We start from the raw sequence: 15,342 nt of genomic DNA on the forward strand, positions 1-15,342 counted from the left end.
CTCAGTGGGACGAAGACAACGTGCAACAAGTGCTGCGACAGCGGTGCGCGTATCTAAACAATTACTTCTCAAAATGAGTCTCGCAAGACTGGGATGCACCCTGAAGCAACTATCTGTGATGCTCTTTGCATTAATCCATCAAAATCTTCTTCACCTGTTGCTTGAAGACGTTCGAGATAGGCTTTATAGAACACCTTGGCTAGTTCTAAAAAACGCTCTTCAACTTCATTAACACAAGTGTGATAAGCTATTCTTTCAGCTAGGTCTTCAACTGAAAGAATTAACTTTCGACATCGTTGAATGAAATTTTCCATCGCTGTGGTAAATCGGTCAATAGCTCGGTCTTTGATGCGGAGCCATATTTCCTCTTCACTCAAACGACAGCCAGGAATCTGGCACTTCTCAAGAGACTGCTTTAGCAGAGCATAGAAGCCTTCGATTCCATTTTCTGTTAAGTCATTAGGATAAAACTCAAATAGCTGCCAGCTATCTTGATTATCCCAATATTGTCGTTTCTTATCTGACATTTCATCATAGTTAGGGTCACCCCTCAGCCCAAAGTATTCAATAATTACGCCTTGATTATCCCCAGTAAAAATTGTGAAGTCAGGACGATAGTTGATTCCACTCCACCAGAAACTACGTTCATACTTGTAATTAATACCGTGTTCAAATAAGAAATCTGCAATTATTTTTTCACCAAATGACTTAACATATTCTCCTCTAAGGCTCTCTTTTGGTAGAGAACGACGATATTTCAGTATTTCTTGAGGACTTTTATTGTAACCACCAGTAATGATACGCTCCCAATCCTCACGAAAATGGGCTGTCATCAAATCACGGATCTCTTCCCAATAATCTGGATCGTGCAGATAATCATCAATAACTGTCTGCAAGGCACGACTTTTACTTTGCTCTCCATCCGGTTCATTAAAAAGAATATCTTCTTCAGGATGAACAAGTGCATAAGCTAAAGCATGAAACGTCATAACATGAGGAGTAGGATCTTGCAGTTGTTTAGTTAGACGATCACGTATTTCATGTGCAGCTTTTTTATTAAAAGCTAACAACAACATTTCATTTGGAGAAACGCCACAATGTTTTTGTAAAAACAGGGCTCGACTAACTAAAGTGCGGGTTTTACCACTGCCAGCCCTCGCAACCACTTGAACGTGGTCTTCAACTGCACCAATCGCTCTTGACTGTTCATCATCTAATTCGAACGCTAAGTTTTTAGATGTCCACAATTTTACAAAATTTCTCTTTCTCTGTTCGAAATCACTAAGAGAAATATATTTAGCGCAATTAGACTCATAGAAAGATCTGGCGTTTAGAAAATCTTTCTCAAATATTTCTTCTAATCTTTTTAATAACGACTGAATTTTTTCTATTGTGCAAGGATCAAGAAGGTCATAAGCAGATATTCCTGGTCTTACCTCTTGAAATTCTTCAATAAATCTATTTTTGGGATAACTTGCAGGTCCACCAAAATTCTTCAAGAAAATGTGGTGCGTATTTATAAGTGATACTTCACCCTTTCCTCATGTGCAATGGCTCACTTCTCGCCCAGCCAGACACTGCCAAAGATGATCGTTTCCACCAACAGCTTTGGCAAATTCTTGAACATTATCAATCTGTAAGTTGTCCCTTGTGCTGATATTTTCTATTGAGGATTTACTGTGGTTTTCGTGCAATTAATTGTAAGAACCTCGGCACCCAACCCTAGCTTTCCCCTAGATCCGGAGCGGGGACACATATGCACCCACAAATCTTTACTCATTATCACGTTATAGCAGTCTTCTCACACCGTTGTCAGCGTAGCCTAGTTCAACAGTCGCAGATTCTTAGCGCAATGCATCTCACAAATTGCCTCTCGGTTCCGTCCCCACCGACAACTTGAGGCGGCATAACAACTTATTATGCTGACAGTTTCTATATAACTACCCTTGAGAAGACAGTTATACCGACGGTTTCCGTATAATTCACCCTCTATAGGCAGTTATGTGGATATTTGCCGTATGTATCTTTGCTAGGAGTAGTTACCCAGAAATTTTCCGTACAACTTCACAAAAATAGAGGGGCATGAGCATCTACTATTGACGCAATGCTGCTCTCCATACAGGCGGTTCAGCCAGTCTTGCAGAACCGTCAAAACCTTCTGGGCTGCAACGCACTCCTCATCCACAGCGAGTTACTCCACTGTCGTAGATGGTGGGTCGGTAATTTGTACAGTACAAAAACTGGGTAGGGTGGCGGTGACCCACCCTACAGGTAATGGGGGCTAGCCCAGCGGTGCCGCTTGCAACGACGGCTCTACCGCGCTGGCTAACTGCCGCAGCATAGCCGCTGTAGTGTCAAAATCCACACAGGCATCGGTAACGCTTTGGCCATAGGTGAGCTGCCGCAAATTGTCAGGGATCGACTGATTGCCCGCCTTCAAGTGGCTCTCAATCATCACACCCAAAATGTGGCGTGAGCCACCGCGCACCTGGGCGGCGATGTCATCTAGCACATTGGTCTGGCGGTTGTGGTCTTTGTTAGCGTTGGCGTGGCTGCAATCGACCATCATGCGGTGATTGAGCTTGAGCTTGACCATCTCTTCGGCGGCTTTGACCACGTGCGCGGCGCTAAAGTTAGGGCCGTCTTTGCCGCCCCGCAGCACTAGGTGCCCATCGGGGTTGCCGGTGGTGGTGACAATGCTGGCCAGACCGCTTTGATTGATGCCCAAAAAGTGGTGGGGGCGGCTGGCGGCAACCATAGCATTCATCGCCGCTTGCAGGCTGCCGTCAGTGCTGTTTTTAAAGCCAATCGGCATCGAAAGGCCCGAGGCCATTTCGCGGTGGGTCTGGCTTTCGGTGGTGCGAGCGCCGATCGCAGTCCAGGCAATTAGGTCGGCAATGTACTGCGGCGTCACCGGGTCGAGCAGCTCGGTGGCGGCGGGCAGCCCCAGGTGGGCCAGGTCGAGCAGCAGCTTGCGGGCCAGGCGCAGGCCGGTGTTGATGTCGTAGCTGCCGTCGAGGTGGGGGTCATTGATCAGACCCTTCCAGCCCACGTTGGTACGGGGTTTTTCAAAGTAGACCCGCATGATGATTTCGAGCTGGCCCGAGAGTTCATGGCGCAGGTTGACTAGCTTTTGGCCATACTCGTAGGCGGCGTCGATGTCGTGCACCGAGCAGGGGCCGACGATGACGAGCAGGCGGCGGTCTTCGTTGTAGAGAATGTGGCGAATGCGATCGCGCGCCTCGGCCACTAGCGTCGCCGCCTCCGCCGACATCGGCAACTCGTGGTGCAACAGCGCCGGGCTGACTAAAGGGCGAGTCTCAACAACGTGAAGATCCTGGGTTTGGTGCATTGAATTTTTGGCCTAATAAATATCGGCTCCACCCCGGAGCCGCCAATAAAATGGTAGCTTACCTTACCTCCAGGAGGAGTTAAGGCGTAGGGGCGAGTTTTTAACCAACCGTGATTTCGGCGGGCGCTTCAGCGGGAGAGCCCAGGGGAGGCAGCATCTCGATTTCGGCACTGTTGTAGAGCACCATCGTGGTGGAGGCGTTTTCTTCAAAGCCGATGCGCTTATAAAATCCCTGCTGGTGGGTGGTCATTAAATAGACCCGCTCGACGCAGCTCATGTGGGGGTGGGCTACCAGGGTTTCCACTAGCCTGCGGCCCAGGCCGCCGCCCTGGTAGTCAGGCGAGATCACCACGTCCCAAATGGTGGCGCGAAACACACCGTCGGAGGTGGCACGGGCAAACCCAATTAGCGTAGCGTCATCCCAGGCGGTGACAACGGGGTAGCTGTGGGCGATCGCCGTCTCCATATCCTGCCGCGTGCGATCTTTGGCCCAAAACGCCGCCATCTGAAACAGCTTCACTAACTGGTCTAAATCAGCGGTAGAAAACTGATTAGCGTACTGAAATTGAATAGCGCTGCAATCTATCAACAACCTGCTCACATCCCAATCAGGGCTAAGGTTCAGTGGGGTTAGCTTAATCGCAAAAACTACGCTGGTTCTGTCGCTTAGTTAGCGAAGCACCATTCTGCCAGAGTAGACAATTCACAGCCGAATCAAGATCTACCGGCTTGTATATTTGCGAGAGCAAAGTCGAGGGTGCGCCCAGCGCTATGCTCTTCAGACAGAATAAACAGAATTTTTGAATAACGGTATACCAAAACTCGAATTCTGTTGACATTGCTAGGAAGCCCTGACAACTGTATGCAGAAGGCGGAGAGAGTGCAGAGTTCGAGGTGTGAGGTTCAAGGTCTGGGAGTGCGCCTTAGACCCCATGCCCGAGACCCAAAACCCCAAATCATACCGTCGTGCTCTGCTGACGCAGCTTCCACACGACGCTAGAGACTAAATTTGTCACTGTGTGGGCCACGATTGGCACTAGCAGGTTGCCGGTTAGCACCGCCCCGATCGCCAACACCAAACCAATCGCCGTAGCCCACACCACGTAGGTCCACTGCTGCAAACTACTCAGGTGCAGCACTCCAAAGCTGGCCGCCGACACGACAATGCCCAGGGTATTCATGCCAATGGCGGGCAGCATGACGCCGCGAAACAGCAGTTCTTCGCTCAGCCCCGGCAGTAGCCCCAGCCAGATTAGGTCAGGCCACTGCAATGGCTGAAGCACCAGGGTCAGGTAGGTATCTGCGCTGTGGCGGTAGGCGGGCCACAGGCGATAGACCACACCGCTGGCCAGGGTGATCGCCACCCCTAGCCCTACCCCCAGCAGACCATCAGCCCAAGATAGCCGCATCGGCATCAGTTCTACTGGGTCAAAATACAGCCAGGCTTTAGAAATTAGCAGCAGCACCACCGCCGTGACGCCCATCGCCACCAGTACCTGCACTCGGGTCAGGGGCTCAAGCTGGGGATCGGGCTGCGGGTCTGGGCTGGGGGGCGGCTGGGTCACAGAGATCTCAACGCTGAGGGCATTGTTATCTTAACGAAGCGATCGGCGAAATCCGTTTTAATTCATCAGTCGCTGCCAGCCAGGCGCAATCGGGCTATGGGTTGTCGTCCATGGGGTCTGCGTTCTGCTGGGCGGGCGGAGTTTTGATAAAGGGCCAGGTGAAGTAAAACGTCGTGCCTTCGCCCACGGCAGAGGTCAGCCACACGCGGCCATTTTCGGCTTCGACGATTTTTTTGACCACCGCCAGGCCAACGCCGGTGCTTTCAAAGTCGTCGCGGGCCTTAAGGGTTTGAAAGATGGTAAAAATTTTCTCGTGGTACTGGGGGGCAATACCGGGGCCATCGTCGGCGACGGCAAATTCGAGCCACTGGCCCTGGTCTTGCCAGGTAACGCGCACGGTGCCGCGAATGTTCGAGCGGGCTTCGCCAACGCTCTCTGGGCCGCCGTCGCCAGCGCTGTGGTGGTGCTTGATGGCGTTGTTGATCAAGTTGGCAAACACTTGCCCCAGGGCCGTTTTGTGGCTGTAGAGGGTGGGCAGATCGGTGGGCACCTCTACCTTAAACTGTTCTGGCGGGTCAAGGGAATCGATCACGTTGTCGAGTAGCTGGTTGAGGTCTACGGCCACCAGGCTGCGCTGGCGACGGCCCACCCGCGAATATTCCAGCAGACCGTTGATTAGGGCTTCCATGCGCTGCACGCGGCTGCGCAACAGGTCGAGCTGGCGGCGGTTTTCAGTCGGTATTTGCCCCTCCAAGTCTTCACCAATCCAGTCGGCCAGGTTAGAGATCGCCCGCAGCGGAGCTTTCAAGTCGTGGGACGCCACGTAGGCAAACTGATCTAGCTCAGCGTTGCGCTGCTCTAGCATGGCGGTGGTGTGGGCCAGCATCAGGTTGGTGTTGGCCATTTCGTCGGCCCGGCGCAGCAGCTCTTCTCGAGCCGCCTTGCGGTCTTCGATGTCTTCAATGATGGCGATGAAGGCCAGGGGGCAGTCGGCCTCGTCGCTTTCGACCGATGCCGTAACCAGCGTCCAGACAGGGGTACCGTCCTTGCGGAGGTAGCGTTTCTCAAACTGGCAGGGGGTTTGCTCGGTGAGTAGCTGGTGGTAGTAGTGCTCATCTTGCAGGCGATCGCCCTCATGGGTAATCGACTGAAAGGAGCGATTGATCAGCTCCTCAGGTCGGTAGCCCAAAATATCGCAGAACTTCTGGTTGACCTGAATCCAATGCCCTTGCCAGTCGAGGCGAGCCATGCCCACCGCCGCCTGCTCGAACACCGCTCGAAACCGCCGTTCGCTGGCCTGCAAATCTAGCTCGGCCTGCTTGGCGACGGTGATATCTTGCACGACGCCGACCAGGCGTTGGGTGCGCCCCTCTTTAACTGCAACCACGCGACCGTAGGCGCTGATCCAGTGCCAGGTGCCGTCGGGCCACTGGAGGCGGTACTGGCCGACAAACTCACTTTGGTTGGCGATCGCCTCATCGACCAGCGCCTGAATCCCTGGCAAATCCTGCGGGTGTACCCGCTCGGCCCAGACCTCAGCCGTGGAAGCAACGGTGCCGGGTTCAAAACCCATAATCTGCTCAGTCTGCGGCGACCAAACCTGCGTATTGGTGTCGAGCTGCCAGTCCCAGGAGCCCATTTGGGCAGCGCTCAGGGCGAGGTTGAGGCGCTCCGCCGTCTCTTGCAGGTCGGTAGTGGTGCTCTGTAGGGTCATGCGGGCCTGGCGCTCTTGCTCCAGCAGCGTTTCGATCTGCTGCTTCGCCGCTTCGAGCTGGGCGGTGCGGCGCTGCACCCGGTCTTCTAGGGTCTGGTTGAGCTGGCGCACCTCTTGCTCGGCGGTGCGCAGGCTGGCTTCGGCTTGCTTGCGATCGCCAATTTCATCCTGGAGCGCCCGATTCATATCCATCAACTGGGTGGCATTGGGCAGGGCCAGGGCCAGGGGCAGCCGGGGCACCAGCTCCAGCGCCGTGGCCAGCGATACCAGCGCGGTCAGCGCCTTCATCGTCCCTGACACCCAGTAGGTAGGGAACCACAGCGTCCACACCCCAAGCAGGTGAGTAGCACCACAGGCCGCAATAAAGGCCGCAAATAGCCAAAATAAAGGCCTAAAGGGCACATCGGGCCGCTTTTGCACAAAGTAAATCAAGGCTCCCGCAATCATCCAGTACGACAGCGCAATCAGCGCGTCGGACAGCAGGTGCAGCCACACCAGGCCCGGCTGCCACAGATAGCAGTGTCCGTGGGGAATATATGGCCCCAATCGCAAAGACTGCCAGTATTCAACCATGGCCGATCCCTATCGTGAGAGGTATTGATTTCGCAGATAGATTTTGACGGCGTAACCCTTGGGTAGAGCAAAGTCTATCCGGAGATATAGACCCCACCTGGCCTAGGTCTGCCCAGCGGTACGTGCTGATGCTCTATAGTTAGTCCATAATCAGGGCACTCTGGGCGATGACGAGCCGCCCACAACCTTTTTAATGCCTCGTTAGGAGGCCATCTAATGACAGACATTCGCATTGTACTCATTGAAGACCACGACCTGACTCGACTCGGCCTCAAGGCCGCCCTACAGCGCGTACCCGGCATGACGGTTGTGGGTGAAGCCGCCAACGGGGCTCGGGGGCTGAGCCTGCTTGAAACCGAGCGACCCGACATTGCTATCGTCGATATTGGTCTGCCCGACATTGACGGCATTGAGCTAGTCGAGCGCCTGCGCCAGAGCCAGAGCGGCCTGGAGGGCAACCCGACCCGCGTGCTGATGCTCACCATGCACGACAGCGAAGCCGCCGTTATGGCCGCTTTTGCCGCCGGTGCCGACTCCTACTGCATGAAGCAAACCGAGTTAGACGACCTAATTGTGGCGGTGCGGGAGACCAACGAAGGCAACTCCTGGATTGACCCAGCTGTGGCCAGCGTGGTGCTGCGCCAAGTGCGCAAAACCCCCGCCGGGGCTATGGCTATCGGCAATCGCACGGTCTCCATTGAAGCGATCGAGCCTGAATTTGAGCAAATTCTAGAATCCTACCCGCTGACCGAGCGAGAGCTAGAAATTCTAGAACTGATTGTGGGTGGGTGCAGCAATGCTGAGATTGCTGAGCGCTCCTACATCACCGTTGGCACGGTTAAGACCCACGTGCGCAGTATTCTCAACAAGTTAGGGGTAGACGATCGCACCAAGGCTGCTGTCCGCGCCCTGCGATCGGGGCTGGTGACCTAGGGGCCTAAGGGCACGCCCGTGCCCTTAACCTGAGACCTGATCAATAGTTTTACAGCTGGCTATACCCTTGAAACAAGGCCCCTAGTCGACTGTCATTCACAGCACCCTATGGATACTACCCCCTCTACTTTGCTGCCCACAGCCGGTCAGATTCAGCGGCACTTAACTCAGCAGTTTCAGCGGCTATATCGCGAACAGCTCAACCACGCCACCGGCAAGATTACCTGCCAACTCATTGACGACAAGCTGCTGCTAGTGATCGAAGATTCGGTCACTAAGCCTGAGCAGTTGCTCGTTCAAAACGGGGATGCAGCCCTCGCCGAACAGGTGCGAGCCGATCTGGCAACGGCGCTGCGTCCCCAAATTATTCAAATTGCTGAGGAGGCTCTCGATCGCGACGTGGTCGATATTTTGACCGACGCGACCTTAGCGACAGGCCGCACCGGCATTGTGATTATTCTGTCTGCGCCGCCCGATCTAAGACCCGCCGCCAAGGCCGCTCAAGCCTAGCCGACGGGCTGCCCTAGACCAATAAAGCGACCGATTAGCTGTTCGACCGACTGCACCAAAAAAGGCTTGCTGATGTAGTCGTCGAACCCAGCCGCTAAAATTCTGTGGCGGTTGTCGCTCCCTGCCAGGGCGGTCACAGCCACCACCGGAATATTTTGGGTATTGCCGTCGGCGCGCAGCTGCCTGAGCAGGCTGTAGCCATCGACCTCAGGCAGATGAATGTCAGACAAAATTAAGCTGGGCCGCTGCTGCTGAGCGGCCACCAGAGCGGCAAAACCATCGGCGACAAAGCAGGCCTGGCAAGATAGCTGTTCTAAAATGTAGGCCATTAGCGTTAGGCTATCGTCGTCGTCATCGACAACCAGCACCAGCGGCACTTGAGACTGCACGGGGTTCGACAGGGGGGCTGTTGTTTGCGCAACCACAGGACTATCTCCTTGTTGGGGCCTAGGGGGCAGACTAGTTGGCACTAGACGCTGCGAGAGAGGCATTCCGCCCGTGGTCAAAAGAGCACGTAAAGGGATTGGCTTGGTGAAGATTTTGAGGTCTGCCGTAGCCTTTAGCCGATCAGGGCCGAAGGTAGAGCATGGCAGAGCTGCGAAGAACAAAAAGCTTTTGTTTTTCTTAATCTTTAAGCTATGTTAGCACAGCCATTTTATTGATATAGCTTTCAACAATAATTAACCGCCTAGCAATAGAGGTTAACAGTTGGCTGGTCTGGTGCTGGTTAGCCTGTCCCGGCCCGGCCTGTTCAAGGGCGGATTCTACCCGGCCTCAATGCGGCAGGTTTGTTAGACTGTGAAGGTTCCAACGGGACGATCCCTCACCCCACCAAGGATTCACTGGCATGACGGTTGCACCCTTCCCAACCCCGCTGCTTAAGACCAACGACCTGCTCCAACGGGACTACGCTGCCCCTCGCGATCGCTTCGACAGTGCCTGGGAGGCCACCCTATCGACTCTGCTGGGTTTAGGTCGTGCCGCCGGGGCCGACTTCGTTGAATTTTTTCTAGAGCGCAACAACTACATTAGCTGCCAGGCCGAAGACGACGCCATTACCAGCCTGTCACCCCGGCTAGTAACGGGGGCCGGGGTGCGCGTGTTTCGCGATAAGGCCGACTGCTACGTCAGCACCAACGACCTCACCTTTAATGGTCTCAAGGCAGCCCTCGACAAAGCCCTCGCCATTATGGGGCTGACCTTGCCCGGCCCCCACACCAACCTGGCCGAAATCAACCTGGAGCTGCTGCGCGACTACGCTACCGCCAAGGGCAAAGACGCCTGGCTGAGCCAGTGCAGCTCAATGCAGGAAATGGGCGACGTGCTGCTGGCCGCCAATGGTGCCCTGGGCCAGCAGGCCAGTCACGTGCAGTCGCGCCGCGCCGTCTATTTTCGCGATTGGCAAGAGGTGCTGGTGGCCGCCAGCGACGGCACCTTTGCCCGCGACATTCGCCTTACCCAGTCGGTGGGCTACAACCTGCTGTGCGCCGACGGCGAGCATCGTTCCTCCATTGGCCAGCGGGCTGGCGACACCAGCGACCCCGGCTTTTTGAGAACCTGGGATTATCAAACCGCCGCCGCCGATGTGGCCGAGTCGGCGGGCAAAATGCTCTACGCCGACTACGTCGAGTCGGGTAGCTACCCGGTGATTATGGCCAACAAGTTTGGCGGTGTGATCTTCCACGAAGCCTGCGGACACCTGTTGGAAACCACTCAGATCGAGCGAGGCACCACCCCCTTCATCGACAAAAAGGGCCAAAAGATTGCCCACGAAAATCTCACCGCCTGGGATGAAGGGCTGACGACGGACGCTTTTGGCACCATTGATATGGATGACGAGGGTATGCCCGCCCAGCGCACTCTGCTGATCGAGAACGGCATTCTAAAGAACTTTTTGAGCGATCGCGCTGGCTCTATGCGCACCGGCCACCCCCGTACCGGCAGCGGTCGCCGCCAGGGCTTTACCTACGCTGCCGCCAGCCGCATGCGCAACACCTACATCGCCCCCGGCGACTATTCGGTAGAGGAGCTGTTTGCCTCGGTGGAAAAAGGCATCTACTGCAAGCAGATGGGCGGCGGCAGCGTTGGCCCCACCGGCCAGTTCAACTTTGCCGTATCCGAAGCCTACCTGATCGAAAACGGCCAAATCACCAAACCCCTCAAGGGCGCGACCCTGATCGGCGAAGCCACCGAAATTATGGACAAAATTTCTATGTGCTCCAACGATTTAGACCTGGCGGCGGGCTTCTGCGGCTCGATCAGCGGCAGCATCTACGTCACCGTGGGGCAGCCGCACCTGAAGGTTGACTCAATTACCGTCGGTGGACGATAGAGGGGTAGGGAGTGAGGGGTAGGGAGTAAGACGGAGCAATTGTAGGTTGGGTGCAACGCAGTGAAACCCAACAGCCTTAACCTCTGGGTGGGTTTCGCTAGCCCTCCAACCACCTACTCTCCCTGCCCTAGATAGAAAACCTACGGCGATCGCAGTCGTTCCCAATCTTCCCCATCCCCCTTATCTTCCCTACCTCCCCTACCCCCTTACTTCCCCACTCCCTATGCCCACCATCCAAGACATCGCCGCCTACGCAGAAGCTAGCGCCAAAAAACTCGGCATCTCTAAATACGACGTGTACGGGTCTTCTGTAGACGAGACCAGCGTGCAGGTCGATAAGGGCGACCCTAAGCAGGTCAAGGCCTCGAACCGCTCCAGCGTGATTGTGCGGGTGTGGAACCCGGACGGCAAGGTGGGGGTGACCTCCACCAGCGACGTTGACCCGCTGGGGATGGATCTGGCGCTGCAAACTGCCCAAGAGGCCAGCGCCTTTGGGGTCGATGACCACATTCCCGACTTTAGCCCCGAAGCCGTGGCTCCCACTGCCGATGTGCAGGTGGAAACGGTGCCGCCCGCTCCGGTGGGAGATTTAATTTCGACCCTAGTCGATGCCGAGAAGCAGTTGTTGGCAGCGCATCCGGCGATCGCCAGCGTGCCCTACAACGGTCTGGCCCAGCGGGCGATCGATCGCTTCTACCTCAACAGCGCTGGGGCTTTGCGCCAGGAGGCTCGCTCCTACGCCTCGCTGTATCTCTACAGTAAAACCGAGCAGGAGGGGCGCAAACCCCGCTCGGCTGGGGCGATGCGGGTCAACCGGGGCCTGCCGCTGCTGGATATTGAAGGCTGTTTGAAGGAAGCTACGGAAAAAACCATCAGCCACCTCGACTACGACAAAGTGGCCTCAGGCAAGTACCGGGTGGTGTTTTCTGGGGAGGCGTTTTTGAGCCTGCTGGGGGCATTCTCGAATATGTATAACGCCCAGAGCATTTTGGATAACCGCAGTTTATCCACAGTCGATTCGCTGGGGACAGTGGTGGCCTCGCCGCTGCTGTCGGTGTACGACGATGCTTTGCACCCCGAGAATGTCAGTGCCGAAACCTTTGACGGTGAAGGCACCCCCACTCGTCGAGTGCCAATCATCGAACAGGGTGTGTTGACCCAGTTTTTGCACAGCGCCGGTACCGCCAAGCGCATGGGGGCCAGCCCTACGGGCCATGCCAGCATTGGTGCAAAGGTTTCCGTTGGCCCCAGCTATTACCAGGTGCTGCCGGGGGCCGAGGCCTCAACCGAGTTCAACTTGGAAACTGCCCAGAACGTGATTTTCATTGATGATTTGCAGGCGCTCCACGCTGGGGTGAATGCGCTTCAGGGGTCATTCTCGCTGCCCTTTGATGGGTGGCTGGTGAATGGCGGCGATCGCACCAGCATTGAGTCGGCCACCGTCGCGGGGGACTTCTGCGAGCTGCTCAAGGCGATCGTCCACATTGAGCCCGAGGCCGAAATCACCCCCGGCGGTCTGTGCCCACGCATCTGGGTCGATGCGCTATCCATCACGGGAGAAGGCTAGGAGGCCACCCAGTTCTGCACGCCTGCCTGCACCAGGCCAATGCCCACCTGCACCAGGGTAAAGCCCACCCCGGCCAGCAGGGCCGCTTTGAGCAGGCCAATGTTGAGCCCGGCGCGGACGGCGGCGATCGCCCCCAGCAGCGTCCATCCCGCCAGAGCCAGGGTAATCGGCCTCCCCAGCAGTGGAATCACTGTCAGCAGGTTCAGTATCTGCGGGCTGTAGGCAAACCCTACCGGGATCAGCAGCTCCCGGTAGGGGGGTGCCGATGGAGCTAGCCAGGTGTTGAGCTTCCAGAGGGCGTAGGTCCAAAGGTAGTACCCAGCTAGCACGGCTAGGGTGTTGATTAACACCCCAGCCGCTAGCTGCGGCAAGGAAGGCCGGTAAAGCAGTAAAATGAGCCCGCTGCCCAACCCGTGGGAGAGGGCGGCAAGCCCAACAATGCCTCGGGCAAACCGGGCCGCTTTGGGGTAGCGGTGGCTGTGCTCATAAAAATCTTGGTTGAGCGTCAGGGCATCGGCTAGCACCTGCCTCAGCCCCTTGCTCGAATGCCTCTGACCCATAAATGTGTCCGTTATCGCCTGGCCCAGTCTACCCCTGGGGCCGCTGCCAATGAAATCTCTGCTGCAAACTCTGATCGCGCGATCGCTGGGTGACACCAGCAAGCTGTTGACCGCCCTGGGGATATTCTTTTTGATCTGGGGGACAATTTCTCCGATTAGCACCCTGTCGTGGTGGCTGCGGGATGGCAATGGCTTGACTGACCAGCGCCCCGACCTGCCTGACGGGGCCACGACGACAGAGGCGGGGCCACAGTGCTATTTAGTATTTTTGGCTGGGGTGGGCAATGTCGCCGACGTTGACCTCGACCCAGGGGAAGAAGCCTTTTTGAACCAGATGGCGGCAGCGGTGCCCGACTGCACTGTAGTGCGGGGGGTGTTTCCCTACTCGGCGGTGAGCGATAACGTTGGCAGTCAGCCCCTCTTTCGCTGGCTGTGGCAGCTCAGCGATCGCCCCGGCCAAGAAGACAGCCTGGCCCGTCTGGTGCTCAAGATTCGCAACCTATGGCGGCTGGCCCTTTCCGCCGATGACCGCTACGGCCAGGCCTATAACCGAGGTGCGGCGGCCAACATCCTTGAGCGCATGGCCGAGGCCGAGGCAATTGCTCTCGAGGCCGACGAGCCGATTCAATTGGTGCTGGCGGGTACCAGCGGCGGTACGCAGGTCGCTCTAGGGGCAGCTCCCTACCTGCACCAGTGGCTACCGATGGAGATTACGGTGCTTTCGTTTGGGGGCGTCTTCGACGGTCAAGAAGGGTTCGAGGCGGTGGAGCAGGTCTACCATTTCCACGGTGACCACGACTGGATTGACAACCTGGGAACCGTGCTGTTTCCCTCGCGCTGGGGCTGGACGGTGGGCTCGCCCTACAACCGGGCGCTGCGGGCGGGTAAGTATGAGGCGATCGCCAGCGGCCCCCACGACCACGACGGCGATCGCGGTTACTTTGGCCAAGACCCCGTGGAGGGTAGCGGCCCCGAGGCCACCACCTACCTCGACCTCACCCTAGAGCAGGTTCAGGCTTTACCCCTCTGGCCCGGCCCAACAACCGATGGTGCTCCATGAATTCTGCGACCTCCTCCCCCCGATCTGGCCATACGCTGCCGGTGTTTGCCTGCGCCGGGGCGATCGCGGCTCTGAGGCACTTGATCGACGCAGGCGATCGTCCCTCGATTATCACCCTCGATCTGCTCAATCCGCCCCACCCTGCTGACATTCCCATTGCTCAGCTCGCCCCCCTGCCCGACGGCTCGGTGCTGGCCGTTACCCACAGCGACCCCGGCGACAATTTAGATCTCACCCGCCATACCCCGCTCTGGTCTGTGGTGGCTTGGGGGAATGATGCTCAGACTGACCCCATTCAGCTAGAGGGAGGCGAAGGCATCGGCAAGCAGCGCGATCAAGACGGGGCACCAGCCATCTATCGCTACGCCAAAACGTTGATTACCCACCACCTAGCTCCCCTACTGCCACCAGGAAAGACCCTTCGCGTCACAATTATCTTGCCCGAGGGTCGTGTCCTGGCAGAGCGCACCTCTAACGCCGCCTTTGGTGTCGTAGAAGGGCTTTCGCTGCTGGGCACCAGCGGTATTTCTGAACCCTTGAGCGCACCGGGGCAGCTTGAGCAGTCGAGGGAGATTCTGCGGAGCAAAGCTGCCCAGCATTCTCACCTGGTGTTTTGCCTAGGCGAAAACGGACTGGATCTAGCGGTGACGTTGGGGATCAACCCTGACTGTCGGGTGAAAACCGCCAACTGGGTGGGGCCAATGCTGGTGGAAGCGGGCCAACTAGAGGTGGCCGGAGTGCTGCTGCTTGGGTATCACGGCAAGCTGATCAAGCTAGCTGGGGGAATCTTTCACACTCACCACCACGTCGCCGACGGTCGTCAGGAGATTCTTGCCGCCTGCTGCGCTGGGCAGGATGTGCCGCTACCCGTCATTCAGGCCATTCTTAACGCCACAACGGTGGAGGCTGGACTGGAAATTTTGAGAGGGCAGGATAGCGGGCTGGCCCAGCGCGTCTATCAGCACATGGTGGAGCGCATTGATGAGCGGGCTGCTGCCTACGTCCATGCCCATAGGGGCAGCCCTTTAACAGTGGGATCGATGGTGTTTGACCGCCAGCGGCAGATCGTGGCCAGAAGCGATCGCGGCCAGACTCTGTTCAATCAAGTTTTGATAGACTAGGAGAAATATTTTTTTACAAAAATCCCATAGCAGTCTTTTATTATTTATTCCTCAT

General features: G+C 56.6%; 13 protein-coding genes. 6 read left to right on the forward strand and 7 right to left on the reverse strand.

Going from position 1 to position 15,342, the window contains the following annotated elements:
- Positions 1-68: 68 nt before the first annotated feature.
- The 5 genes from H6G07_RS23935 to H6G07_RS23955 all read right to left on the reverse strand — a co-directional run bounded on the left by H6G07_RS23935 (position 69) and on the right by H6G07_RS23955 (position 7,204).
- The gene (locus tag H6G07_RS23935) at positions 69-1,499 is read right to left on the reverse strand and encodes a UvrD-helicase domain-containing protein (RefSeq protein ID WP_199312402.1); all 1,431 of its coding nucleotides are present in this window, start codon (positions 1,497-1,499) and stop codon (positions 69-71) included.
- A 782-nt stretch (positions 1,500-2,281) separates the two neighbouring features.
- Positions 2,282-3,352 carry a 3-deoxy-7-phosphoheptulonate synthase gene (locus tag H6G07_RS23940; RefSeq protein ID WP_073610844.1) on the reverse strand — a complete coding sequence of 357 codons (1,071 nt, stop codon included), beginning with the start codon at positions 3,350-3,352 and terminating at the stop codon, positions 2,282-2,284.
- Between the two features lie 100 nt (positions 3,353-3,452).
- Complete coding sequence (locus tag H6G07_RS23945; RefSeq protein WP_338420729.1) at positions 3,453-3,872, reverse strand: GNAT family N-acetyltransferase; 420 nt, start codon at positions 3,870-3,872, stop codon at positions 3,453-3,455.
- Between the two features lie 436 nt (positions 3,873-4,308).
- On the reverse strand, positions 4,309-4,917 hold the full coding sequence (locus H6G07_RS23950) for a CPBP family intramembrane glutamic endopeptidase (RefSeq protein WP_073610845.1): 609 nt from the start codon (positions 4,915-4,917) through the stop codon (positions 4,309-4,311).
- A gap of 94 nt (positions 4,918-5,011) precedes the next feature.
- Complete coding sequence (locus H6G07_RS23955; protein ID WP_073610846.1) at positions 5,012-7,204, reverse strand: PAS domain-containing sensor histidine kinase; 2,193 nt, start codon at positions 7,202-7,204, stop codon at positions 5,012-5,014.
- Between the two features lie 216 nt (positions 7,205-7,420).
- Here H6G07_RS23955 and H6G07_RS23960 point away from each other — a divergent pair, with 216 nt between their 5' ends.
- Entirely contained in the window at positions 7,421-8,137 is a 717-nt protein-coding gene (locus tag H6G07_RS23960; protein ID WP_073610847.1) for a response regulator, read from the forward strand.
- A 108-nt stretch (positions 8,138-8,245) separates the two neighbouring features.
- Positions 8,246-8,647: a Na-translocating system protein MpsC family protein gene (locus H6G07_RS23965; protein ID WP_073610848.1), complete on the forward strand. Its 402-nt coding sequence runs from the start codon at positions 8,246-8,248 to the stop codon at positions 8,645-8,647.
- Here the strand turns inward: H6G07_RS23965 and H6G07_RS23970 are convergent.
- A complete protein-coding gene (locus tag H6G07_RS23970; protein WP_199312404.1) occupies positions 8,644-9,072 on the reverse strand; it encodes a response regulator in 429 nt (142 codons plus the stop codon). The two genes, H6G07_RS23965 and H6G07_RS23970, sit on opposite strands and share 4 nt — an antisense overlap.
- A gap of 422 nt (positions 9,073-9,494) precedes the next feature.
- Between H6G07_RS23970 and H6G07_RS23975 the strand changes: the two genes are divergently transcribed.
- Together H6G07_RS23975 and H6G07_RS23980 are read left to right on the forward strand one after the other, a co-directional pair.
- A complete protein-coding gene (locus H6G07_RS23975; protein WP_073610849.1) occupies positions 9,495-10,979 on the forward strand; it encodes a TldD/PmbA family protein in 1,485 nt (494 codons plus the stop codon).
- A 223-nt stretch (positions 10,980-11,202) separates the two neighbouring features.
- A complete protein-coding gene (locus H6G07_RS23980) occupies positions 11,203-12,546 on the forward strand; it encodes a TldD/PmbA family protein (protein WP_073610850.1) in 1,344 nt (447 codons plus the stop codon).
- Here the strand turns inward: H6G07_RS23980 and H6G07_RS23985 are convergent.
- Entirely contained in the window at positions 12,543-13,106 is a 564-nt protein-coding gene (locus H6G07_RS23985; protein ID WP_073610851.1) for a hypothetical protein, read from the reverse strand. The genes H6G07_RS23980 and H6G07_RS23985 overlap by 4 nt on opposite strands.
- A 4-nt stretch (positions 13,107-13,110) precedes the next feature.
- Between H6G07_RS23985 and H6G07_RS23990 the strand changes: the two genes are divergently transcribed.
- Together H6G07_RS23990 and cbiD are read left to right on the forward strand one after the other, a co-directional pair.
- Positions 13,111-14,166 carry a hypothetical protein gene (locus H6G07_RS23990; RefSeq protein ID WP_139297192.1) on the forward strand — a complete coding sequence of 352 codons (1,056 nt, stop codon included), beginning with the start codon at positions 13,111-13,113 and terminating at the stop codon, positions 14,164-14,166.
- Entirely contained in the window at positions 14,163-15,287 is a 1,125-nt protein-coding gene (cbiD, locus tag H6G07_RS23995) for a cobalt-precorrin-5B (C(1))-methyltransferase CbiD (RefSeq protein WP_073610853.1), read from the forward strand. The genes H6G07_RS23990 and cbiD overlap by 4 nt, the downstream gene beginning before the upstream one ends.
- Positions 15,288-15,342 lie beyond the last annotated feature (55 nt).

The organism is Phormidium tenue FACHB-1052, from assembly GCF_014696675.1.
Classification (GTDB): Bacteria; Cyanobacteriota; Cyanobacteriia; order Phormidesmidales; family Phormidesmidaceae; genus Nodosilinea; species Nodosilinea tenuis_A.

What these genes read in the sequence shown, in the direction of transcription:
- H6G07_RS23940 (WP_073610844.1), bottom strand. Translation starts at nt 3,352, where the DNA reads ATGCACCAAACCCAGGATCTTCACGTTGTTGAGACTCGCCCTTTAGTC.
- H6G07_RS23955 (WP_073610846.1), bottom strand. Translation starts at nt 7,204, where the DNA reads ATGGTTGAATACTGGCAGTCTTTGCGATTGGGGCCATATATTCCCCAC.
- H6G07_RS23960 (WP_073610847.1), top strand. Translation starts at nt 7,421, where the DNA reads ATGACAGACATTCGCATTGTACTCATTGAAGACCACGACCTGACTCGA.
- H6G07_RS23965 (WP_073610848.1), top strand. Translation starts at nt 8,246, where the DNA reads ATGGATACTACCCCCTCTACTTTGCTGCCCACAGCCGGTCAGATTCAG.
- H6G07_RS23975 (WP_073610849.1), top strand. Translation starts at nt 9,495, where the DNA reads ATGACGGTTGCACCCTTCCCAACCCCGCTGCTTAAGACCAACGACCTG.
- H6G07_RS23980 (WP_073610850.1), top strand. Translation starts at nt 11,203, where the DNA reads ATGCCCACCATCCAAGACATCGCCGCCTACGCAGAAGCTAGCGCCAAA.
- H6G07_RS23985 (WP_073610851.1), bottom strand. Translation starts at nt 13,106, where the DNA reads ATGGGTCAGAGGCATTCGAGCAAGGGGCTGAGGCAGGTGCTAGCCGAT.
- cbiD (WP_073610853.1), top strand. Translation starts at nt 14,163, where the DNA reads ATGAATTCTGCGACCTCCTCCCCCCGATCTGGCCATACGCTGCCGGTG.